Source organism: Methylobacterium ajmalii (assembly GCF_036448855.1).
Taxonomy (GTDB): Bacteria; Pseudomonadota; Alphaproteobacteria; order Rhizobiales; family Beijerinckiaceae; genus Methylobacterium; species Methylobacterium ajmalii.
Map to the genome: position 1 here is coordinate 67,306 of NZ_JAZFXT010000063.1, position 22,381 is coordinate 89,686.

Below are 22,381 nucleotides of genomic sequence, written 5' to 3' on the forward strand. Positions count from 1 at the left end.
CGGATGCGGGAAGCCGAGTTATCCGCCCTGCCGTCCACGCAACCTTCGCGGGACCGCACGCTTCGCCGCCTCGGTTCGTCCCGGAGCTTTCGTGGTGCGGACCGCCGGGAAGCGTCGGCACACGCTCAGCCGCAGCGAAACGTCGCGCTTCCGATACAATCCAAAATTGCAATCGCTCGCCGACATTTTCTTGTTCTGCATGTACATCGGCTATACCGGCCGCAAACTACGCATCGTTGCGCCGGGAAGCAGTCGATGCCGCAATCTTGTCTTTACACGATACATCGAGTCTGATAGCGCCTCGCGTTAGACATCAAAGAACTTCATTCGGACTTCCGTCGTCGGTCTCGTCTTGTGCGGCAGGTTATGAAGCTCATCAAGAACGTTACGAGACACATTCGCCTGCTTCGGAGCAACCGCCCGGCAACACAGGACAGCAACGCGAGCCGGTCCGGCCGTGTCGATACTGACCCGATGCTCGGCATCCGCGCTGCCGGGCACGGACCGAACGTCGCCGGGCAGCCCTTCCCGCCGGAGGAGGGGATGCGGGATCGGTCCGCGGATCCGGATCGGGCGGGCCTCGCGTGCCTGCCGGACGGTTTCGACCCGCAGGGCTACCGCGACCGGAACCCGGGGGTCGCGCATCTCCCGGACGACGAGGCCGCCCGCCATTACCGCGCCGTCGGACGGTTCGCCGGCCTCGCCTACCGGCCGGACCAGGTCGCGGGCTTCGACCCCGATCATTTCCGCGAGACGCATCCCGCTTTCGCCCATGCGGAGGACGCGGCCTGCCTGGACGCCTGGCGGGCACAGGGCGGGCCGGACGGCACCCCGGGGAACCAGACCGCGCATCTGCGCCGGCTCGGCCTGTCCCTCGCCGGCTACCCCGCGGCCTTCCCGTGGCGCTCCTACACCCGCCTCTACCCGCGCGCCGCCGCCCATCGCTGGGCGGCGCTCGCCCACTTCCTCGACGAAGGCTTCACCGAGGTCGGGGACCACATTCCCTACGGCGAGGACGCCGCCGCGTTCCTCGGCGCGGTCGCCGATCACTTTGCCAACCGGCACCATCCGGCCGCGATCCGGGCCTACGAGCTCGCCGTCGCGCACGCCCCGTCCCCCGCCGCCCGGGTGCGCCTCGCCGAGGCCTACGGCCGGGCGGGCGCCTGGAGCGCCGCCCTCGACCTCTACGACGATCTCTTGGCGCAGGAGGAGGGAGACGAGGCCATCCTGCGCGGCGCCCTCGCCGCCGCCGCGGCGCGCGGCGCCTGGCCGCGGCTGTTCGCGCGGCTGCCGCCGGCGCTCGCCCGGATCGCCCCGGCGGGCGAGGCCTTCGCCCGCGACGTCACCGAAGCGTACTTCGCCGAGCGCGGCCGGGCCGTCCGGGCGCTCTACACCGAGGGACGCCGGGAGGAGGGCGACGCGCTCCTGGCAGAGGCCGTGCGCGGCGTCGCCGCGCTGTCGGCCGCCTGCCTGCCGGCCGGGACCCGCGCGGACCCGGCCACCCCCCTCGTCCTGATCCTGGCGGACGGCCTGCCGGACGGCGCCCGGCACCGGCTGGAGCGGACCGTGGCGCTCCTGGGCGGCCTCGGCCACGCGGTCCGGGTCTTCGATCTCGGCACCGTCCGGGCCTTCGAGGCGGCGCTGCCGGAGGCGCGGGCCGCGATCGTGGTGCGGATGCCGGCCTGGCCCACCGTCGTGCAGGCCCTGGTGCGGGCGCGGCGCCTCGGCGTCCCGACCCTGTACGAGACCGACGAGCTGACGATCGACCCGCGCCTCGCCCCGCCGCCCCTCCCGGCCTTCGAGGGCCGGATCGGCGAGCGGGTCCACGAGGACCTGGTCTTCGGGGTGGCGCTCTACCGGGCGGCCGCGACGCTGTGCGACCACGGCCTCGCGCCGACCCGCGCCCTGGCGCGCCACCTCGACCGGGTCGTCGCGACCGGGCGCAGCTTCGTCGTCCGGGATGCGGCGGCGCCGGAACCCGGACCGCGGCACCGGCCGCAGGGCCCGGGCGGCGAGGTCCGGCTGTTCCTGCACGCGCCGCGGACGACGACCCTGCGGGCGTCGGATCCCGCGGGCGCGGCGCTGCTGGGCGCCCTGCGACGGGAGCCGCGGGTCCGGCTCACCACCGCCGGCTTCGCCATCCTCGACGAGGCGTTCGCGCCCTTCGCCGACCGCATCGCCGAGCGGGGGCCCGCTCCGGACCGGGACGCGGCGCTGCGCGACAGCGACCTCAACATCGTCCTCGCCGACGGCAGCGAGGCGGAGGGCTGCCTCTCGGCGACCGGCTGGCTGGCCGCCGCGCGCCTCGGGATCCCGACCCTGGCGGGCGATACGCCCGGACATCGCGAAGCGCTGGCGGACGGGGTCGACGTCCGGCTCGCCGCCGACGCGGCCGGCTGGGAGGACGGCCTCGCCACCCTCGTGGCGCGGCCCGACCTGCGCGCGGCGATCGGGGCCGCAGCCGCCACCCGCGCCGCCGCGCACCATTCGCATGAGGCCGCTGCGGACGACCTTCGCGCGGCGATCGAATCCCTCCGCATCGGGACGCCGCGATGACCGACCCGGACCGCTTCAGCCTGACCGCCCTGCGCCGCGCCCTCGCCCGACGCCTCGACCCCGATCGAGGGAGGCCGCCGGCGCCGGCACCGATCCCGGCGCCCGAGCCGGTTCCGGACACCCTCGACGCCCTGCTGGCGCGCCTCATCGAAGCGATCACCGCCCGGGCGACGACGCTGGCGATGGACGGCTCGTTCTACCACGAGGTCGGCCCGGCGGTGGACGGGGAGAGCCTGGAGGCGCGCTCGGCCGAGGACCTGCTCGCCGCCGCCTTCCGCCCCGGCGCGAGGCTCCTCGACTTCGGCTGCGGGGCGATGCACAGCCGGCCCTTCATCGAATCGCTCGGCTATGCGTGGCAGGGCGTCGACTACCTCGACAGCGTCTCGGGCACGGTCCGGGACGAGGTCGGCCGCCTCGGGGACGCGGTGCGGTTCTACGACGGGCGCGTGCTGCCCTTCGCCGACGGGGAATTCGACGTGGTCTGGGCGATGGTGGTGCTCCACCACGTCCAGCACGTCGACCTCAGCTTCGGCGAGATCGCCCGCGTGCTGCGCCCCGGCGGCAAGCTGATCGGCCAGGTCGCCTATCTGGAGCAGATGCAGGATTACGGCACCTTCAACTTCACGCCCTACGGCCTGAAGGTGGCGGCGCAGGGCGCCGGCCTGCGCCTGACCCGGGTCGACCCGAAGCACGACGCCTTCGTGTTCCTGCTGCGGCGCCTGCTGATCACCCTGACGGCGAGCGACGACACGCCGTTCAACGCCATGATGGGCCCCGAGGGCGTCGTCCACCGCAGCCTGATCGAGACCGGGCGGCGGCTCGGCCTCGACATCCGGATGATCAACCTGCTGCGGCTGCTGTTCTGCACGCATTTCGTGTTCGAGATCGAGAAGCCCGCGCCGTGAGCGCCGCGGCGATGCGGCAGCCCTCCGCTGCACCGGAGCCCCCGCGTCCGGCCGCGGCACGCCCGCGCGCCGGCTGGGCACGGGCGGGCGAGGATCCCGTGGCGGCGGTCCGGCTGGCGGAAGCCCTGCGGAATTCCGGCGACATCCTGGGCGCGGGCGCGGTCCTGGCCGAGCTGTGCCGGCTCTTTCCCCACCTGCCCTACGGCTGGCGCGAGCGCGCTGTGCTGCGCTGGCGTGCGGGCGACGCCGCGGGGGCCGCGGGCGATTTCGCCCGGGCGCGGGCGGCGGATCCGGGCGACCTCCTCACCCTGGTCCAGGCGGTGCGCCAGCTCGCCGGCGCGGGCCGGCTCGACGCGGCAGAATCCTGCCTCGCCGATTTCGCGCCGCGCGATCCGGCGCAGGTCCGCCGGGTCGCGCGACTGGAGCAGTTCCTCGCCTACCTGCGGCTCCATCCCGAGGCGGAGGCGATGCGCCTCGCCATGGCGGTCCGGGCGAGCCCGTACCACCTCGACACCGTGGCGGTGGAGGCGCGGATCGCCGCCGCCCTGGCCGAGAGAAGGCCCTTCTCGCTGATCCGGCTCGGCGACGGCGAGGGCGCGTGGATCAGCGATCCCGACGAGGCGGACGGACGCTTCCGCCAGCTCTACCGTCGCAACCGCAAGCGCATCCTGCGGACCTGGTTCGGCACCGACGCCCTGGTCGACCGACCCGACTTCCTGGCCCTGCGCGAGCGGTTCCTGGCGACGATCCCGGCCGCCTCGGTGGTGGGCGTGACCTACCCGGAGCGGGTCCGGCACGAATACGGCCTCGCCAGCCCCGACGGGGTGCCGAGCTGCACCAACGTGCTGCGCCACGTCGCGCCGCTGGTCGGCGAGGGCGGACCGTCGGTCTGCACCCACGACATCCACCTCGACCTGCACCATGCGGGGGCGCTGCGCCGCCTGATGGCGGCCGGCCACCCGGTCGGCCTGATCTCGTGCCACCCGCCGCTCGCCGCCGCGCTCGCGCGCCTTCCCGGCATCCGGGTCGCCGCCGCCGTGCTCGTGCCCGAGGAGAAGGGCTTTACCGCCGTCATCGGGACGACGGGCCTGGCGGGAACCCACTACCCGGATGCCTTCGGCCGAGTGACCGCGCGCCTGCGCGGCCGGGACTGGTCCGGCACGCTCTGGCTCGTGGCGGCCGGCTATCTCGGCAAGCTCTACTGCCACGAGATCGCCGCGCGGGGCGGCGTCGCCGTCGACATCGGCTCGATCGCCGATGCCTGGTCCGGCAAGGCGACCCGCCCGGGCCTCGCCGACCTCTCGCGCTACCGCCTCGGCGCGCCCCGGCCCGGCGGAGACGCGCGATGACCCATCCGGACGGACACGCCATGGCGACGCTTCGCAAGTCTCTCTCGGCCGATTCTCTCTCCGCCACGACCTCCCCCGAGACGGTGCTGCACGGGCTGGCGATGCGCCGGCCCCTCGACCTGGCGGTGGCGGTCGTCACCGCGCATCCGGATGACGAGACGATCGGGCTGGGCGGCGTCATGGCCCACCTGCGCAACCTGACGCTGCTCCAGCTCACCGACGGCGCCCCCCTCGATTCCGCCGCCGCCGCGGGGGCGGGCTTCCCGAACCGGCAGGCCTACGCGGCGGCGCGGCGGGGCGAGATCGTCGACGCCCTCGCGGTGCTGGTCGAGGGCCGGCTTTCCCGCCAGGTCTTCTACGAGGTCCCGGACGGGCGGCTCGCCGACCACCTCGCCGGGGTGGTGGAACGGCTCGTCGAAGACCTGATCTGCGTCGACGCCGTCCTGACCCACCCCTACGAGGGCGGCCATTTCGATCACGACGCGGCCGCCTTCGCGGTGCAGGAAGCCTGCACGCGGCTCGCGCGGCTCGGGGGCCACGTCCCGGCACGGCTCGAATTCACCAGCTACCACTGGGTCGGCGGCCGGTTGCGCACCGGGCGCTTCCTCGACGACCCGTGCGCGCCCGAGGTCGTCGTGCCGCTGACGCCGGAAGCGGCGCGCCGCAAGGAGGCGGCCTTCGCCTGCCACCGCAGCCAGACCGGCAATCTGGGCCTGTTCGGGTTCGGTCCCGAGCGCTTCCGGGCGGCGCCGATCTACGACTTCTCGCGCCCGCCCCCGGGCAGCGAGGTCATGTACGGGGTGGAGGTGTGGCGCGGCCTGAGCCGGGCCTTCGCGGCCGCGACACAGGGCTGACGCGGATCGCCGCCTATTCGCCGGGCGCCATCCCGGCCCTCGGCCGGCCGGCGCAGTAGCCCGCCACCGTCCCGATCGCCCACAGCGCCTTGTCGTACGCCGTCCCGGCATCCCGTCGCAGCAGCGCGCGGCCGCCGCTCGCGGTGAAGCGGGCGAGGCGGAAGGCGAGGTAGGGCAGGCCGTAGCGGTGGAGCCGCAGCACCCGGCCGAACCCGCGGGCGTAGTCGGCGGCGCGGGCGTGGCGGCCGGCGCTCGCCACCTGGTCGTGGTGGACGATCAGGCGGTGGCGGAAGACCACTCCCCTCCCCTGCCCGAGGAGGCGCAGCAGGAAGTCGGTCTCCTCGCCGGAGCGGAACGGGGTCGCCGCCCCGACGCCGAGGGTCTCGTCGAAGCCGCCGACGGCGCGGGCGGCCTCGCGGCGCACGAACAGGCCGTTGGAATTGCCCGCCGACCAGACGTTGCGCCGGTCGACCGCGCGGTCGGCAGGCAGGAAGGCCCCGAGGGATTCGCGGCCGGCCGCGTCGAGGGTGCGCCCGGTCACCGCGTCGGCCTGCGGATGCGCCGCGAACAGCCCCGCCACCTCGGCGACCAGGGTGTCCGGGTACCAGCAATCGTCGTCCGGGAAGGCGATCAGCTCGCCGCGGCAGCGGGCGAGCCCGACGTTGCGGGCGCGCGACAGGCCCGGGGCCGAGCGGACATGGTCGATGGCGAGGTCGTCGCGGTAGCGCGCCACCAGCGGTTCGAGGGTGCCGGGCTCGTTCTGGTCGACGAGCACCACCTCGAAGTCGCGGCGGGTCTGGCGGGTCAGCGAGTCGAACAGGCGCTCGAGCTGGACCGAGCGGCCCTTGGTGCAGACGAGGAGCGAGAAGAGCGGCGAGGAGGCGGGCATGGCGGGGCTCGGGATCGCGGTGTCTCCGGTCATGGGCGTTCAGCCGCTGCGCGAGAGGCGCAGCGACAGGCCGCCCGGGCTTCGGCTCGGCCGAGCCGGGGCCGGCTCGGCGGCCGGCCGCGCCTCTCGCACCACCCGCTCGAGCAGCGCGAAGACCCGGTCCTGGTCGGCCTGGCGGCTGAGGTTGTGGTCGGTGCCCGGCAGGATCGTGACCGGATAGCCGAGGCGGCGGCCGATCCGGTCGTCCGAGGCGCCGAAATGCGCCTGTACGGTCGGGATGCCGAGGTCGTCGGCGCTGTAGACCATGCAGATCCGCGCGCCGCGCCGGCGGATGCGCGCCACCCGCCCGGCGACGCTGGCGCGCTGCAGCGTGCGCCACGGCATCCGGGCGCTCCAGCGGTCGAGGCGGGCGGCGGCGTCGCGCAGGAGCGCGGCGGCGATGCGCGACAGCCCGATCTCGCCGCTGAGGATGCGGCGCCAGAACCGGCCCTGCCGGGCGCGGGCGAGGTAGCCCTGGCTGTGGCGGAAGGTGTCCCGCACCATGGTCTCGACGTCGGTGCCGGGCTTCAGGTCGAAGCAGTACAGGTTGACGAGGAGGGCGGCGCGCAGGCGCGCATCCTGCGCCAGGGCCTGGAACGCCTGGTAGGCGCCGCTGCAATTGCCCAGGATCACGCCCGGGGTGTGACCAAGCCCCGCGAGATGGTCGATCGCCGCCGTGACCTCGCCGACCGAATCCGCCGCGTAGAGCGGCAGCGAGCCGTCCGGCCGGTCGGGACTGTCGCCGATGCCGCGCAGATCGAAGCGGAACGAGGCGATGCCCGCCGCCGCCAGCCGCCGCGCCATCCGGGTGGTCTGCCGGCCGTGCCCGGCCCGCGGGTTGCGGCCGGAATTGACCACCAGCACGGTATCGCCGCTCCACGCGCCGGCCGGCCGGCACAGGATGCCGACGAGGCCGGGGCCGAAGCGCGAGACCTCCTCGGACCACGCCGCGTCCGTCAGCCGGCAGGGCTCGAGGGATCGGTCCCGCGCCCCGTCCCTCTCCCCCGTCGCGCCGTCCACCACGAAGTCGCGCACGAGCGCGAAGGTCTGCTCGGGGGTGCGGGAGAAGAGCGGATCGGAGACGAGCTGGGTCAGGTCGGGGAACGGCCCGGTCTCGACGGCGCTGCCCAGCGCCCGGTAGCGCCCGGCCAGGGCCTCGACCTTCGGGCCGAGCAGCAGGATCCGGGGCGCGGGCGGGCGCGCCGGCGCCATCAGGTCGAGGCCGGCGAGGTCGGCGAGGGTCCGGGCCCCGAGCACGAAGCTGCCGACCATCAGCGCGTCGGGCTCCTGGGGCATCGGCGTGCGGTCGGGCATCACGTCGAGGAGGCGCGACTGCATCGCCATCTCGCGCCGGTAGGCCTTGCCGGTGGCGAACGGGCTCAGCATCACCAGCCGGTCGATCCCGGCCCCCGCGGAATCCTCCTGCGACAGGGCCGCCAGGGTGGCGCCGAGGCGCAGGCCCACGACCGCGACCTCCTCCACCCCCGCCCGCTCGCGCAGGAAGGCGATGCCGGCGCGGATCGCGTCGAGGGCCGCCGGGATCTCGGGGCCGTCGGGGTCGCGCGAATCGCCCTGGCCGGGATAGTCGAAGCGCAGGGTCGGGCAGCCGGCCCCGGCGATCGTCGCGGCGAGCTCGCGCCAGGAGCGGTAGGCGCAGCCCTGCTCGAAGCCGAAGGTGCCGCAGAGCAGCACCCCGCGCCGCAGCGGGCCGGGCGCGTACCAGGCGAAGGCGTCGCCCAAGGCAACCGGAATGGCGACCGGAATGGGATCAGTCGGGCTCACGGCGTGTCTCGGGGTCGGGGACGGGCTCACGGGCGGGCGACCCGCACGGGGTGGTCGCGCAGCCAGCGCGCGAGCCGGAGCTTCAGGATCGTGACGAGGAAGACCGCGACGTCGAGGGTGTAGCGGCGCCCCAGCCGGCGCGGCTCGCGCAGGAGGCGGAAGACCCATTCGAGCCGCAGCGCCCGGACGGCCTCGGGCGCCCGGGTCGCCGTGCCGGCGGTGTAGTCGACGAGCGCGCCGACCCCCATCAGCAGGCGCGCGTCGATCCGCGCCCCGTGCTCGGCGATGAACAGCTCCTGGCCCGGGTTGCCGAGGGCGACCAGCAGGATGTCGGGCGCGGCGGCGTTGATCTCGGCCACGACCGCGCCGGCCTCCTCGGGCCGGAAATAGCCGTGGCGCACGCCGACGACCCGGTGCTGGGGATAGGCGAGCGCGAGGTTGCGGGCCGCGGCCCCGGCGATGCCGGGCCTGGCCCCCAGGAGGTAGAGCGTGCGCGGCGTCGTCTCGGCGGCCAGGAAGGCCGGGACGAGGTCGGTGCCGTTGAGGTTCTCGCGGAAGAACCGGCCGCGGAACAGCGCCGAGCACAGGTCGATGCCGAGGCCGTCGCTGACGAGGAGGAAGCCGCGCAACGCCGCCGCGTAGGCCGGCTCGCGCAGGGCCGCCAGCAGCATGTTGGCGTTGCAGAAGCCGAGGCAGAGCTGGGTTTTCCGCTCCAGGACCTCGTGCAGGTGAGCGAGGAGCTCGTCGCGGGTGAGATCGGCGACGCTGACGCCTTCGAGGTCGAGCCGGTCGGCGCTCGCAGCTCGGGGCGCGGTGTCGAGGGCGCGATCAGGCATGGGACGCTTCCGAGGGGGTGGGAGGATCCGTGTCGAGGCAAGATCATCGCCGTGATCGGTGAAGAAGTACCGACCGGCGCCACCCCGCGCAAAGTCAATGCGCCGCCCCCGGACGGAGATGCAGCCTTAATTCAGCACAGGGTTAACGACATCTTGGAGAGATTTCGACTCGCAGGTTTCGCAACCTTGACGAATGGCTAAGCTTGTCGTCATGGGTCGACGATCGCGATGATTTCGCGGCGATTGTCTTGGGCGCACGAGATCGCGTTAAAGGCCCGATAGGAGATGGCTGCTACGCCGGGCGGGAGGAGGGCCGGCACCGGCTGCCGCCCACCCGCCCGATCGAGAGGCGACGGACACGATGCTGACACTCGTCGCGCGACTGCGCCGGTCGGGGCGCTCGCAGCAATTCGCCTCGGCCTTCGTCGCCCGGATCGCCAGCGCGGTCCTGGGCTTCGTGATGCTGCTCGTCGCGAGCCGGCTGCTCACCACCTACGAGTACGGCGTCTACGTCTTCCTGTTCACCCTCGGCAGCGGGCTCGGGCTGATCGCGGCGCTCGGCCAGCAGAACCTGGTGCTCAAGCATTACCGGGCTCAGGGCGGCGTCGGGCCGCACAACGACGCCCTGGTGCGCTACAATCTCGGCTGGCTGACCGCCGCGACCGTCGCGATGGTGGCGGTGAGCGCGGCGGTGTTCGTCGCCGAGGAATCGCTGCCCGATCCCTATCACCGGCTCCACCTCGCCTGCGCCTTCGCGGCGGTGTTCGCGCTCGCCGAGTACCTGCAGAGCTACTTCCGCGTCCACGGCCGGATCTGGCTCGCGCTGCTGCCGCGGGAGGTGATCTGGCGCGGCGCCTGCTCGGTCGCGTTCGCAGCCGCGGCGTTCCTCGGCCTCCTCGACGGTGCCACCGCGGCGATGCAGATCCTGCTCGGGCTGCTCGCCGCAACGACGCTCTACCAGTTCTGGCACCTCGCGGCCCATCACGGCTGGGATTCCTGGCGTGGGGGCCTCTGGCGCGGGGGCCTGCGCCACCCCGCCAAGGGCGCGGCCTGGCGCGGCGAGAGCCTGCTGTTCACGGCCAACAACGCCATGGTGGCGGTGACGGCCTTCCTCGAGACCGTGATCGTCGGCGCGCTGCTGGGCATGGAGCAGGCGGCGTTCTACTTCGTGGCCCTGCGCTACGCGACGCTGGTGAACCTGCCGAGCGCGGCGATCGACACGGTCAGCATGCCGATGATCGCCGCCCATTTCCAGGCCGGCGACCGGGTCGGCGCGCAGCGCCTGGTCGGCCGGCTGTCGCTCGCGAGCTTCGCGATCTCCGCGGCCGGCGCGCTGGTGATGGCGGTCGGCGCGCCGTTCGCGCTCGCCCTGTTCAAGCCCGATTTCGCCGCCCATACCGACGTGCTGATGGTGCTGAGCCTGTCCTCGGTCGTCATCGCGTTCTTCGGGCCGGGGGCAACGCTCCTGACGATCGGCGGCGGCGAGCGCTACATCCTGGTCGCCAACGCGGCGTTGTTCTCGGTCTACGCGGTGCTACTCTGCCTCGTGGCGGTGCCGTTCGGCATCCTCGGCGTCGCGGTGGCGAACGTGGTCTGGACGGTGGTAATCAACCTCGTCCTGGCGCGCTGGGTGCGGGCGCACTGGGACGTGGACAGCCGGGCGACCGCCTTCTTCACGCGCCGGGCCTGGAGCCCGGTGCCGGCCGTCCCGCCCGGGACGGTCGCCCAGGCGGCAGAGTGACGGGCAACAGACGTGACAAGCGACCGACCCGACATGGCCCGCCCGCTCGCCCGCTTTCCCTCCGCCGCCCTGTCGCTGGCCGGTCCCCTCCTGGCGGGCGCGCTTCTGGCGGCCGCGCTCCCGGCCGAGCCGGCGCGCGCGGCCCAGCCGGCGCCGCCCCTTTGCCTGCGCGGGGTCAACATCAGCGGGGCCGAGTTCGGCACCGTGCCGGGGCGCTACGGCTTCGACTACCTCTACCCCTCCGCCGAGACGATCGGCCGCTTCGCCGCCCTCGGGCTGACGGCGATGCGGCTGCCGATCCGCTGGGAGCGGCTGCAGCCGGCGCTGCGCCAGCCCCTCGACCCGGACGAGCTCGCCCGGCTCGAAGCCGCGGTCGCGGCCGCGACGCAGGCCGGCCTGCGCACGGTGATCGACCTGCACAACTACGCCTATCACGGCAAGGCGCGGGTCGATTCGGAGATGGTGACGGCCGAGGCCTTCGCCGACCTCTGGCGGCGCCTGGCGCAGCATTTCCGCGGCGACGCGTCGGTGGCGTTCGGGCTGATGAACGAGCCGCACGACATCCCGGCCGCGCGCTGGCTCGTGGCCGCCAACGCCGCCATCGCGGCGATCCGCGAGACGGGGGCGAGGCAGCTGGTCCTGGTCTCGGGTTCGGGCTGGAGCGGCGCCCATAGCTGGACCGCCGATTTGCCCACCGGCAACAACGCCGCGATCATGCTCGGCGTGGTCGATCCGGCCCGCAACACCGCCTACGAGGTCCACCAGTATCTCGACGCCGACTTCTCCGGCACTCATGCCGAGTGCAGCCGGGGCGCCGACGCCCTCGAGGCGGTGGAGCGCCTCACCGGCTGGCTGGCGAAGACCGGGCGCCGCGCCTTCCTGGGCGAGATCGGCGCCTCGGCGCGCCGCAACTGCCCGGAGCGCCTGCGGGCGGTGCTCGACCACGTCAACGCCAACCCGCAGCAATGGGTCGGCTGGACCGCCTGGGCTGCCGGCGACCTGTGGGCGCCCGACTACCCCCTGAAGCTCGACCCCGCCGGCGCCAACGCTCCCGTGGTGGCCGCGATCCAGGCCGCCGCCCAGGCCAAGCCGACCTGCGAGCGGTGAGCGGCGCGACGAGCCCTGGGGAGGACCCCGTCATGACGAGCCCGGCGCGGCCCCTCTCGATCCTCCACGTCGTCCGCCAGTTCCTGCCGAACCGGGGCGGGCTCGAGGACGTGGTCGCCAATCTCGCCCGCGAGCAGGCGCGCCTCGGCCATCGGGTGCGGGTCGTCACCCTCGACCGGCTGTTCTCGAAGCCCGAGGTGCGGCTGCCGGCGCGCGAGCGCCTGGAGGGGATCGACATCGAGCGGATCCCGTTCTCCGGCTCGCACCGCTACCCGCTGGCGCCCTCGGTGTTTCGCCACCTCGGCGATGCCGACCTCGTCCACGTCCACGCCGTCGACTTCTTCTTCGATGCGCTGGCCTGGGCGCGGCCCTTCCACCGCCGGCCGATGGTGGCGACGACCCACGGCGGCTTCTTCCACACCAACGCCCATTCGCGGCTCAAGGCGCTGTGGTTTTCCGGCCCGACCCGGGTGAGCGTGCGGGCCTACGAGGGGATCGTCGCCTGCAGCGAGAGCGATGCCCGGATGTTCGCGCCGATCACGCCCGCCGGCGTGACGGTGATCCCGAACGGGGTCAACCTCGACAAGTTCGCGGGGGCCGCCTCGGCCGCGCCGCGCCGCGCCCTCCTGACGATCGGCCGGTTCTCGCACAACAAGCGCCTCGACCGGCTGCTTTCCGCCATGCGGGCGCTCGGCCCCGGCTGGCGGCTGCGGATCGTCGGGGTCCCGTCCGACGTGACGGTCGCGGCGCTCACCGCCGAGATCGACCGGCTCGGCCTGACCGACGCGGTGACGCTCCATGTCGGGCTCGACGTCCCGGCGGTCCGCGAGCTCATCGGGCAGTCGAGCCTGTTCGTCTCGGCCTCAGAGTACGAGGGCTTCGGCCTCGCCCTGATCGAGGCGCTGAGCGCCGGCCTCGTTCCCGTTGCCCATCCCAACGACGCCTTCGCTTGGCTCAAAGAGCGCCACCCCTTGATTTCGCTGTGCGATTTCGCCGACCCCGCGAGCGCAGCCGGGGCGATCCGGGACGCCTACGCGCACCTGGCCGAGGGCCGGCTCGATCCCGGCGCCGCAAGCCTGCCCGGTGCCGAGGATCTGTCGGAGTACCGCTGGCCGCGTGTCGCCGCCCGCTACGTCGCGCTCTACGAGGCCGCCCTGGCGGGAACGGGCGCAGGGACGGGCCTCCGCCCGTCAACATCTCGTTAACCCTCTTCCCCGACCCTGGGCGGCCCCCTCCCCTGCCCCGGGGCGCGCGTCCTGCGCGCCGGCCCCGCCAGCACAAGGACGAAGATGCAGCTCGTCGTGACCGCCCACACCGCCGACGGCCCGCTCTCGCACCAGCGCACCTCGCCCGAGGACGCCCTGCAGAAGGCGCAGGAACTCGAGGCCGAGGGCCACGATTGGGTCGTCATCACCGACATCACCGGGCGGCACTACGCGCCGCCGGAATTCGACAGCCTGTTCCTCAATCCCGGCCGCTGACGCTCCAAGTCCCCACGCACCATGTCCTCGACCACCATGTCCCCGATCACCGTCTACGTCGACGCCGATGCCTGCCCGGTCAAGGACGAGGTCTACCGCGTCGCCGGGCGGCACGGCGCGCATGTCGTGGTGGTGGCCAACAGCTTCATCACCGTCCCGCGCGAGCCGTGGATCGAGCGGGTGATCGTCTCCGACAAGTTCGACGCCGCCGACGACTGGATCGCCGAGCGGGCCGGGCCGCACGCCGTCGTGGTCACCGCCGACGTGCCGCTGGCGAGCCGCTGCGTGAAGGCCGGGGCCAGCGTGCTCGGGCCCACCGGCAAGGCCTTCACCGATTCCTCCGTCGGCATGGCGCTCGCCACCCGCGACCTGATGCAGTCCCTGCGCGAGGCCGGCGCGGTCACCGGCGGGCCCAAGCCGTTCTCGGCCAGGGACCGTTCGGCCTTCCTCGGCGCCCTCGACCGGGCCCTGGTGCGGCTGCGGCGCAACGCCCAGGGCGGCTGAGACGGACGCGGGCGAACTTCCCTACCCCCTGCGGGTTCCCTGTCGTCGGCCGCGGTTTCCGCGCCTGCCGCACGGGAGAGCCAGCATGTCGGTCGAGGAAAAGACGGTCCACTACGACAGCCCGGCCGGCGGCTGGGGCTCGGTGCGCGGCATCGCCGAGGTGTTCGGCAAGGAATGGGCGACGCCGCTCGCCACCGAGACCCTGTTCCACCAGAACAAGCCCGGCGGCTTCATGTGCACGTCGTGCTCGTGGGCCAAGCCCGCGAACTACCACCCGTTCGAGTTCTGCGAGAACGGCGCCAAGGCGACGCTGTGGGAGCTGACCACGCGGCGCTGCAAGCCCGAGTTCTTCGGCAAGCACACGCTGACCGAACTGCGCGGCTGGAGCGACTACGAGCTGGAGCAGACCGGACGCCTGACCCATCCCTTACGCTACGACCGCGCCAGCGACCGCTACGTGGCGTGCGGCTGGGACGAGGCGTTCCGGGAGATCGGCGCCGAATTGCAGCGGCTCGATCCCAAGTCGACGGTGTTCTACTCGTCGGGACGGGCGAGCCTCGAGACTTCGTATCTCTACGCCCTGTTCGCGCGGCTCTACGGCCACAACAACCTGCCCGATTCCTCCAACATGTGCCACGAGACGACCTCGGTGGCCTTGAAGAAGGTAATCGGCGAGAGCGTCGGCACGGTGGTGTTCGACGATCTGTCGACCTGCGACGCGATGTTCTTCTTCGGCCAGAACACCGGCACCAACTCGCCGCGGTTCCTGCACCCGCTGCAGGAGGCCTCGAAGCGGGGCGTGAAGATCATCACCTTCAACCCCGTGCGCGAGCGGGGCCTCGAGAGCTTCACCAATCCCCAGAGCCCGGTCGAGATGCTGACCCGCAAGGCGACGCCGATCAGCGCGCAGTACCACCAGGTCCGGCCCGGCGGCGACATCGCGGCGATCCTCGGCCTGTGCAAGCACGTCTTTGCCGCCGACGACGCCGCCAAGGCGCGCGGCACCCGCGTCCTCGACGTCGACTTCATCGCCCAGCACACGACCGGGCTCGACGCATTCGAAGCCAAGGTCCGGGCGACCTCCTGGGAGGAGATCGAGCGCGAATCGGGACTGGTCCGCGCCGACATCGAGGCGGCGGGCCAGGTCTATGTCGAGGCCGAGCGGGTCTGCGCCTTCTACGGCATGGGGCTGACGCAGCACGTCCACGGCTTCGAGAACGTCGCGATGGTCGTCAACCTCCTGCTGCTCAAGGGCAATATCGGGCGCGACGGCACCGGCGTGTCGCCGGTGCGGGGCCACTCCAACGTGCAGGGGCAGCGCACCGTCGGCATCTCGGAGAAGCCCGAGCTGGTGCCCCTCGACCGGATCGCCGCGCAGTTCGGGTTCGAGCCGCCGCGGGAGAAGGGCGTCAACACGGTCGAGGCCTGCGAGGGCATCCTGAAGGGCACGATCAAGGCCTTCATCGGGCTCGGGGGCAACTTCGTGCGGGCGATCCCCGACCAGGACCGGATGGAGAAGGCCTGGACCGGCATGCGGCTCACCGTGCAGGTCGCGACGAAGCTCAACCGCTCGCACCTCGTCAACGGCGAGATCGCCTACCTGCTGCCCTGCCTCGGCCGGACCGAGGAGGACAAGCAGGCGGGCGGGCCGCAGGCGGTCAGCGTCGAGGATACGTTCAGCTGCATCTACGGCTCGAAGGGCCGCCGCACGCCGGCGAGCGACTTCCTGAAATCCGAGGTCGCGATCGTGGCCGGCCTCGCCAAGGCGACGCTCGCGCCGAACCCCAAGGTGACCTGGGACGCCTGGGTCGGCGATTACGGCCTGATCCGCGACGAGATCGCCAAGACCTACGTCGAGGAGTTCCACGACTTCAACGACCGGCTCTGGATCCCCGGCGGGTTCTACCGCGGCAACTCCGCCCGCGAGCGGATCTGGAAGACCGAGAGCGGCAAGGCCACGTTCACGGCGCCCGAGGTGATGTCGGCCGCCGGGTTCGAGGATGCGGACGGGCGCTACCGGCTGATCACCATGCGGTCGAACGACCAGTTCAACACCACGATCTACGGCTACAGCGACCGCCTGCGCGGGATCGAGGGCACCCGCGACGTGCTGCTGATGAACCCGGCCGAGATCCGCCGGGCGGGGCTCACGGAAGGCCAGGTCGTGTCGCTCGTCAGCGATGCCGGCGACGGCATCACCCGGGAGGTGACCGGCCTCACCGTGACGCCGTTCTCCCTGCCGGACGGGTGCCTGGGGGCCTATTACCCCGAGATGAACCCGCTGATGGCGCTCTCGCACCACGACATCCAGTCGGGAACGCCGGCCGCGAAATCGGTGCCGGTGCGGATCAAGCCGGAGGCCGGCGGACCGAAAGCCGACCGGCGCGAGCCGACCGGGCATTCGGCCCATCCGATCTGAGGGGGTGCCGCCCCCCCTCCCCCACCCCGGTTGGGCCTCCGGCACCACGCATCAAAGTGCCGGTTGCACACGGATGGCGCACAATTGTGCTTGTGTGGGGGCGGCGCGGCGGCTACCACTGTGATCACAGACACGACACAAGCCGCCCTCGAGAGCGGTCCGCAGTCTGGGGAGGAAGGCCCTCTTGAAGGGCAAGCACCGCCGCGACGCCATCGCGGCGGTGCTTCTCGTTTGGGGTCACGCCGCTCCACGAGATGACGAACGTGCCGGCGGTGACGCCGCCGCTCGCCGGCGCCCGCCCCCGGACCGCTCGCGGCCGATGGCCACCACCGCGAGAGATCCCGCCCGGCCGATGGCCCCGGGGACACGACGGGACTGCGCCCGTCAGAACCGCCCCGCCAGGGTCAGGCGCAACGCGGTCGGCTCGACCGGGTGGAAGTGCCGGTCGGCCACGGCGGCGGCCTCTCCGGGCAGGCGGGACTCGTAGAAGTAGGTGATCTGGTCGGCCTTCGCGTTCGTCAGGTTGAGCACGTCGAGGGCGAGGCTCACGCCGTTGTCGAAGGCGTAGCCGAGCCGGCCATTGAGCAGCGCGGTCGGCTTCGAGCGCACCGAGTTGTCCTCGATCAGCGGCCGGGAGCCGAAGTAGCGGAAGCGCAAGGATCCGAACCAGCCCCGGCCCTCGCCGAAGGTGACCCCCGCCGACGCGATGGTGGTCGGCGCCTCCGGCACGCGCTGGCCGACGGGGTCGCGGTCGGAGAAGCGCGCGTTGGTGATCGTCAGGTCGCCCTCCAGCCGCAGCCACGGCGTGACCGCGTAGTGGTTGCTCCACTCGATGCCGAAGCGGCGGGTCGGCCGGCTCGGCTCGGTGGTGCCGGTGTCGCCCTGGAACAGGTTCTCGGAGGCGAAGTCGAGCCGGAACAGGGCGAGGCTCGTCTCCAGCCCGGCGATGGAACGGTTGCGGATCCCGACCTCGTAGCCCGTCGAGGGCACCAGGAACGGCGAGCGGCTGATGTTGAACAGCGGGCTTGCCGGATCGACCGTCGCGGTGACACCGCGGACGTCGTTCGAGTGGAAGCCGCCGCCGTAGTTCACGTAGATCTCGGTATCGAGCCACGGCCCGAGCACCGCGCCGAGCTTCGGGGTGACGATGCCGTCGCGGGCCCGGCCCGAGTTCGCCGGGGTGTCGGAGCGGACATCGGCCGAGTAGCCGTCGGCCCGGAAGCCGACGCTGGTGCGCAGCCAGTCGGTCCAGCGCACCCGGTTCTCGTAGTAGAACGCCGCGCTCGCCTCCAGCACCCGGTCGTCGAGCACCGTCGAGCGGTACTGCCGCGCCGTGGTGTTGAACAGACCGACCCGGATGTCGTCGGTGCGGGTCTGGAGGCCGATCTCGTTCTCCATCGGCAGCCCGAGCAGGTCGCCCTGGAAGACGCGGCTGATCTCGCCGCCGCCGAGCACCCGGGCGTCGCGCTGGCGGAACTGGTCGCCGTTGACGGGATCGTTGAGGAAGTAGGTGAAGTTGTTCCAGAGGTTCATCTGGTAGCGGATCACGTAGGCCGAGGCCCGGGTGATGCCGCCCGCGTCCGATTGGCTCCAGCGTCCCGAGAGCGAGAAGCGCCCGGTCTCGCCGCCATCGGTCGGGTCCAGCGTGCCGTAGCGGCCGATGATCCCCTCCGCCACCGCCCGCTCGGGGATCTGGTTGGTGGCGTTCCACTTCGCCCAGTAGGCCATGCCGGTGACGGAAAACCCGTCGGTCGCGGTGCCCTGGCTGTAGCGGGCGACGCCGTTGAGCTTGCGCAGGGCATCGGGCACCACCCACGGCCCGTCGTAGGTCTGCGCCTCGCCCGCCACCAGGAGGTTGCCCGCGCCGAGCGGCACGGAGGCGGCCGAGAGCCCGCGCTTGTAGCCGAAGCTGCCCAGCGTGGTCAGCGCGACGTTGCGGTCGAGCTTGTCGAGGTAGTCGATCCGCACCGATCCCGCCGAGGCGAAGTCGCCGTCGCGGACGAAGTACGGGCCCTTGTGGAATTCGACGGCGCCGACGAGCTCGGGGATCAGGAAGTTGAGGTCGGCATAACCCTGGCCGTGGGCATGGGTGCGCATGTTCACCGGCATGCCGTCGACGTGGAGGGCGATGTCGGTGCCGTGGTCGAGGTTGAAGCCGCGCAGGAAGAACTGGTTGGCTTTGCCCTCGCCGGAATGCTGGGTGACGATCAGGCCCGGCACCGATTCCAGTACCTCGCCGGGACGGGTGACGGGGCGGCTGTTGAGCTGCGCGCCCGAGATGATCCCGGCGCTGGCGGCATCGACGGTCGCGAGCGCTCCGCCGATGCCGGTGACGCCGCCGACGTAACCGGCACTGGCGGCGGGGCCCGACGACGCGGGCGGCGGGGCGGAGACCTCGATCTCGTCGAGGCGGATCTCGCCCGCAGGCCCCTGGGCACCGGCAGGCGAGGATGCCACGGCGGCGATGCAGGCGACGAGCGGGGGAACGAACGAAAGGCGGGAGGCAGGCACGGTCGGGACTCGGGCAACGGCAGTGGCACGTCACCGCGAACGAGGCCGCCCGGATCGCGAAGACCCGTTCCGACACCCGTCAGGACACCCCGCCCGACGCGCTTCGCGCGTGACCACGACTGACGGCAGGTCTCCTGGCTCGCGGGTCGGTGCCCGCCACCGTCTTCCCGGGTGAGTCACCCAGTGACTATGGTGGTGGAAGGCTCGCCGCTTACAGTTGCGGGGGCAGCCGCGGCATCGGGTAAACCCCCACCGCGTTCCCTTTTGATCCCCGAGGGGAACCGTCGCCGTGAGGGTGGCGGTTCGGGGGATCCGGGTCAATGCCCCGCGGTGCGATTGCGAACGCGCATGTCTCGTCGCCGGCAGGTCGTTGCACCCGGGCACCGATGCGCGCCGGGCCAGTTCGCGTCGAGGCCACGCCCCGGGACACGATCCGGCATCACGCGGCACGCCCCGGCTCCGGCGGATCCGGAAACGGCGTCCAGTGGGTGAACGCCTCCGGGGCGTAGCCGTGCTCGGTGGTGGCGACGTGCCAGGGGCGCGCATCGCCGACGCGCCCGGGATCCCAGCGGATCACGGCGCGCCGGTCCGGCTCGTCCCGGTGGATGGCGATGATCCAGCGGCCGTCCTGGGGCGCGCGATCGATGGGCCTCCAATCGGTCATCGGCTGCTCCTCATCGTCTGCTCCGCGGCGGCGGACACTCGTCGTCCAACGCGCCGCGCCTGCCGCCGTTCACCGTCAGCGCGGCGCGGACCCGCGCACCAGGCGCTCGCCGGCCTCGCATTCGCGCAGGAAGGTCGCCCGTCCGTCGCCGGTGATGCCGCTCCGGTCGGCCTTGGCCTCGCAGACGTCCCGCTCGCCGGTCCGCGGGGCGTCCTCGGCGAGGACGGCGGCGGGAGCCAGGACGGGGGCCAGCAGGGCGAGGAGCAGGACGGCGCGGCGCATGGCGGATCTCGGAATGTCGGGCGGGACCGGTGAGGCATCGTCGCGCCCGTGCGATGGTTCCCGTGCGCCGGCGGTTCCTGTCAGGGCTTGGCGCGGCCGGCCCGGTAGGCGGCCAGTATCTCCGGCAGCCGGTCGAGGACGTAGTCGGCGAGGCCCGGCTCCGCGGTCTCGTCGAAGGACACCGCGACCCGATCCGAGCGGCGCTCGATCCGGGCGATGCCGCGGCCGGCCTCGTCGCTCCAGACCTGCGGCGCCGGCCGCGGGGCCGCCGGAGGGGCGAGCGCGTGCAGCACGGCCGCGAAGCGCTCGTTCGTCGGCGTCTCGGCGAGGGCCGGATCGGCGATGAGCCCGGCGATCCGCTTCGGGCTCGCCGCCCGGATCCGCTCGGCGAGCAGCATCCATCGCGGCCGCCCGGCGGCGGGCGCCGGGCCGATCGCCCGGACGACGTCGGCCGGCACCGTGCGGGCGACCGAGATCAGGGTCGAGAGGTCGCCCTTGCCGACGCCCATCGCGGCGATGATCGTGGCGCGGGAAAAGCCGTGCTCCTCGAGCCGCAGCGCGAAGAACGCCCGCTCGATGTAGCTGAGGTCCTGCCGCTCCAGGTTCTCCTTGCCCTGGGCCACCACTAGTTCGGCGTCCGAGAGCGGGCGCACCACGGCGCGGACCGGCCGGGCGAGGCGGCGCGCCGCCTGGATGCGGCGGCGGCCGTAGGCGACCTGGAACCGGTCCGGGTCGGCGGGGTGGGGGCGCACCAGGATCGGCACCTGCTGGCCGCTCTCGCGGATGCTCTCGACCAGGGCCGCCAAACCCGGATCGGTCGCGTCCGCCACCCGGTCGGCGATGAAGGAATCGTCGATCCGCTCCGGGGCGATCTCGACGACAACCGTGCCGGCCTCGATCTCGGCGGCGGCGTCGGCCCGGGCGGCGAGCCCGCGCAGCGTGCTGCTCATCGCCCGCACCGCGCCGCTGCGGCTGCGCTCCGGCGAGCGGGAGGCCGGGTTTGCAGCTGCGAACTCGGGCTCGGCCGGGGTCGGGTTTGCAGCTGCAAACGGCTCGGGCGCCGGCGGGGCGGCGGCCGGCTCGGCCGCGGGCGGCGGGACGGCCGGCTTCGGAGCCGGGCGGGCGCCGAACAGCGCGTCGAGGTTCGACTTGCGGCTCATGGGCGGCCCCAGGCACGGCGGATCAGGCCCTCGATCTCGCCATTGACCGCCTCGAGGGATTCGAGCGCCCGGTCGTAGGTCGAGCGGGTCACGCCCTCGCGGCCGATCTCGTACAGGGTCTGCTTCGACAGGCCGGCATCCGACACGGCGGAGGACTTGAGCATCGGCGCGGTCAGCACCGCGTCCTCGAACAGGGTGCGCAGCATCCCGACGATGCGGGTCTGGGGCGCGTCCTGCTGCTCGTAGCGGGTCACGAGGTAGCGCAGCCAGTCGTAGTGCAGCCGCCCGCCGGATTCCGCCACCACGCCGAGCAGGTCCTCGGTCATCGCCAGGAACTGGCTCATCGAGGCGACGTCGAGCATCTGCGGATGCACGGTGATGAGCAGCGAGGTCGCGGCGCAGAGCGCCGAGAGGGTGAGGTAGCCGAGCTGGGGCGGGCAATCGATGACGACGATGTCGTAATCCTGCGCCACCGTGTCGATGGCGTGGGCCACCCGGTCGAAGAACAGCGGCTCGCCGGCCCGGCGGCGGGTCAGCGCCCGCGGCGTCTCGTGCTCGAACTCCATCAGCTCGAGGTTGGCGGGCACGAGGTCGAGGCCGGTAAAGTAGGTCGGGCGCACGACCTCGCGCAGCGGCTTGGCGTCGTCGTAGCGGATCGCGCCGTACAAGGTCTCGTCGGCGCCAACATCAAGCTCGGGCTGCACGCCCATCAGGGCGGAGAGGCTGGCCTGGGGATCGAGGTCGATGGCGAGCACCCGGTAGCCGCGCAGGACCAGGGACTGGGCGAGGTGGGCGGTGGTGGTGGTCTTGCCCGAGCCGCCCTTGAAGTTCGCCACCGCGACGACCTGGAGGTGCTCGGCGCCGCTGCGCCGCGGCTGGTAGCGCCGGCCGCCCCGGGTGTTCTCGTCCAGGTAGGCGCGCAGGCCGTGGATGTCGGACAGCGTGTAGGAGCGGCGGCCGTTCGCCGACACCTCGGGCTGCGGCCCGAGCCCCTCGGCGGCGAGTTGCTGGAGGCGCGATACCGTCACGCCGATGATCCGGGCGGCCTCCGCCGAGGTGAAGCGGCGCAGGCCCTTGGCGGCGGTGGGCGGAAACAGCCCGGAGGAGATCGCCTGCAGTTGCGCCCGGAGCGTCGCCGCATGGGCGCCGATCGTCGCCGCGGGCGCGACTTGCGCGGAAGCGACTTGAGCGGGGGCAGGGGAGTGGGGCGGCGTGTGCTGATTCATCCGCGCGGGCCCTGTTTGCAGAAATTTCGCCGGTTCGGCGCTCGAACTGCAATTCGCCGGTTTTCGACCGATTCGC

The 22,381-nt window shown here is 72.8% G+C and carries 18 protein-coding genes and 1 riboswitch; of the genes, 10 read left to right on the forward strand and 8 right to left on the reverse strand.

The genetic code is table 11. From position 1 onward, the window contains the following. The first annotated feature begins 543 nt into the window (after positions 1–543). From V3T34_RS25610 to V3T34_RS25625, 4 genes are all read left to right on the forward strand, one after another. Positions 544–2,556, forward strand: coding sequence for a glycosyltransferase family protein (locus tag V3T34_RS25610; protein ID WP_305076844.1), 2,013 nt, complete (start codon positions 544–546; stop codon positions 2,554–2,556). Then, on the forward strand, positions 2,553–3,461 hold the full coding sequence (locus V3T34_RS25615; RefSeq protein ID WP_091885686.1) for a class I SAM-dependent methyltransferase: 909 nt from the start codon (positions 2,553–2,555) through the stop codon (positions 3,459–3,461). The genes V3T34_RS25610 and V3T34_RS25615 overlap by 4 nt, the downstream gene beginning before the upstream one ends. Before the next feature lie 98 nt (positions 3,462–3,559). After that, complete coding sequence (locus V3T34_RS25620; RefSeq protein ID WP_305076845.1) at positions 3,560–4,810, forward strand: GT-D fold domain-containing protein; 1,251 nt, start codon at positions 3,560–3,562, stop codon at positions 4,808–4,810. Further along, on the forward strand, positions 4,807–5,664 hold the full coding sequence (locus V3T34_RS25625; RefSeq protein WP_305076846.1) for a PIG-L deacetylase family protein: 858 nt from the start codon (positions 4,807–4,809) through the stop codon (positions 5,662–5,664). Before V3T34_RS25620 ends, V3T34_RS25625 begins: the two co-directional genes overlap by 4 nt. A 13-nt stretch (positions 5,665–5,677) precedes the next feature. Here the strand turns inward: V3T34_RS25625 and V3T34_RS25630 are convergent, their stop codons facing one another. Genes V3T34_RS25630 through V3T34_RS25640 form a run of 3 tightly spaced genes read right to left on the reverse strand, consistent with a single transcriptional unit; the run spans position 5,678 to position 9,210 of the window. After that, positions 5,678–6,586: a glycosyltransferase family 2 protein gene (locus V3T34_RS25630; protein WP_305076847.1), complete on the reverse strand. Its 909-nt coding sequence runs from the start codon at positions 6,584–6,586 to the stop codon at positions 5,678–5,680. A gap of 6 nt (positions 6,587–6,592) precedes the next feature. Beyond that, positions 6,593–8,374 carry an alpha/beta fold hydrolase gene (locus tag V3T34_RS25635; protein ID WP_305076848.1) on the reverse strand — a complete coding sequence of 594 codons (1,782 nt, stop codon included), beginning with the start codon at positions 8,372–8,374 and terminating at the stop codon, positions 6,593–6,595. A gap of 26 nt (positions 8,375–8,400) precedes the next feature. Then, positions 8,401–9,210: a WecB/TagA/CpsF family glycosyltransferase gene (locus tag V3T34_RS25640; RefSeq protein ID WP_305076849.1), complete on the reverse strand. Its 810-nt coding sequence runs from the start codon at positions 9,208–9,210 to the stop codon at positions 8,401–8,403. A 361-nt stretch (positions 9,211–9,571) separates the two neighbouring features. On the opposite strand from V3T34_RS25640, the gene V3T34_RS25645 reads away from it, so the two are divergent. From V3T34_RS25645 to V3T34_RS25670, 6 genes are all read left to right on the forward strand, one after another. Beyond that, positions 9,572–10,951 carry a lipopolysaccharide biosynthesis protein gene (locus V3T34_RS25645; protein ID WP_305076850.1) on the forward strand — a complete coding sequence of 460 codons (1,380 nt, stop codon included), beginning with the start codon at positions 9,572–9,574 and terminating at the stop codon, positions 10,949–10,951. 33 nt (positions 10,952–10,984) lie between these two features. Then, positions 10,985–12,058, forward strand: coding sequence for a glycoside hydrolase family 5 protein (locus V3T34_RS25650; RefSeq protein WP_305076851.1), 1,074 nt, complete (start codon positions 10,985–10,987; stop codon positions 12,056–12,058). A 32-nt stretch (positions 12,059–12,090) separates the two neighbouring features. After that, entirely contained in the window at positions 12,091–13,263 is a 1,173-nt protein-coding gene (locus V3T34_RS25655) for a glycosyltransferase family 4 protein (RefSeq protein WP_305076853.1), read from the forward strand. Between the two features lie 84 nt (positions 13,264–13,347). Continuing rightward, entirely contained in the window at positions 13,348–13,539 is a 192-nt protein-coding gene (locus tag V3T34_RS25660) for a hypothetical protein (protein WP_060850784.1), read from the forward strand. A gap of 36 nt (positions 13,540–13,575) precedes the next feature. Beyond that, entirely contained in the window at positions 13,576–14,043 is a 468-nt protein-coding gene (locus tag V3T34_RS25665; RefSeq protein ID WP_091885930.1) for a YaiI/YqxD family protein, read from the forward strand. An 85-nt stretch (positions 14,044–14,128) separates the two neighbouring features. Then, the gene (locus V3T34_RS25670) at positions 14,129–16,462 is read left to right on the forward strand and encodes an FdhF/YdeP family oxidoreductase (RefSeq protein WP_305076854.1); all 2,334 of its coding nucleotides are present in this window, start codon (positions 14,129–14,131) and stop codon (positions 16,460–16,462) included. 384 nt (positions 16,463–16,846) lie between these two features. Here the strand turns inward: V3T34_RS25670 and V3T34_RS25675 are convergent, their stop codons facing one another. The 5 genes from V3T34_RS25675 to repA form a co-directional block, all read right to left on the reverse strand. Further along, positions 16,847–18,877: a TonB-dependent receptor gene (locus V3T34_RS25675; RefSeq protein ID WP_060850947.1), complete on the reverse strand. Its 2,031-nt coding sequence runs from the start codon at positions 18,875–18,877 to the stop codon at positions 16,847–16,849. Positions 18,878–19,080: 203 nt separating this feature from the next. Then, positions 19,081–19,273, reverse strand: a riboswitch (cobalamin riboswitch). 139 nt (positions 19,274–19,412) lie between these two features. Then, a complete protein-coding gene (locus tag V3T34_RS25680; RefSeq protein WP_305076855.1) occupies positions 19,413–19,637 on the reverse strand; it encodes a hypothetical protein in 225 nt (74 codons plus the stop codon). A gap of 75 nt (positions 19,638–19,712) precedes the next feature. Continuing rightward, complete coding sequence (locus tag V3T34_RS25685) at positions 19,713–19,919, reverse strand: hypothetical protein (RefSeq protein WP_305076856.1); 207 nt, start codon at positions 19,917–19,919, stop codon at positions 19,713–19,715. An 80-nt stretch (positions 19,920–19,999) separates the two neighbouring features. Further along, positions 20,000–21,079, reverse strand: a complete 1,080-nt coding sequence (gene repB / locus V3T34_RS25690) for a plasmid partitioning protein RepB (RefSeq protein ID WP_305076857.1) — start codon at positions 21,077–21,079, stop codon at positions 20,000–20,002. After that, positions 21,076–22,305, reverse strand: a complete 1,230-nt coding sequence (repA, locus tag V3T34_RS25695; RefSeq protein ID WP_060850789.1) for a plasmid partitioning protein RepA — start codon at positions 22,303–22,305, stop codon at positions 21,076–21,078. The genes repB and repA overlap by 4 nt, the downstream gene beginning before the upstream one ends. Between the last annotated feature and the right edge of the window lie 76 nt (positions 22,306–22,381).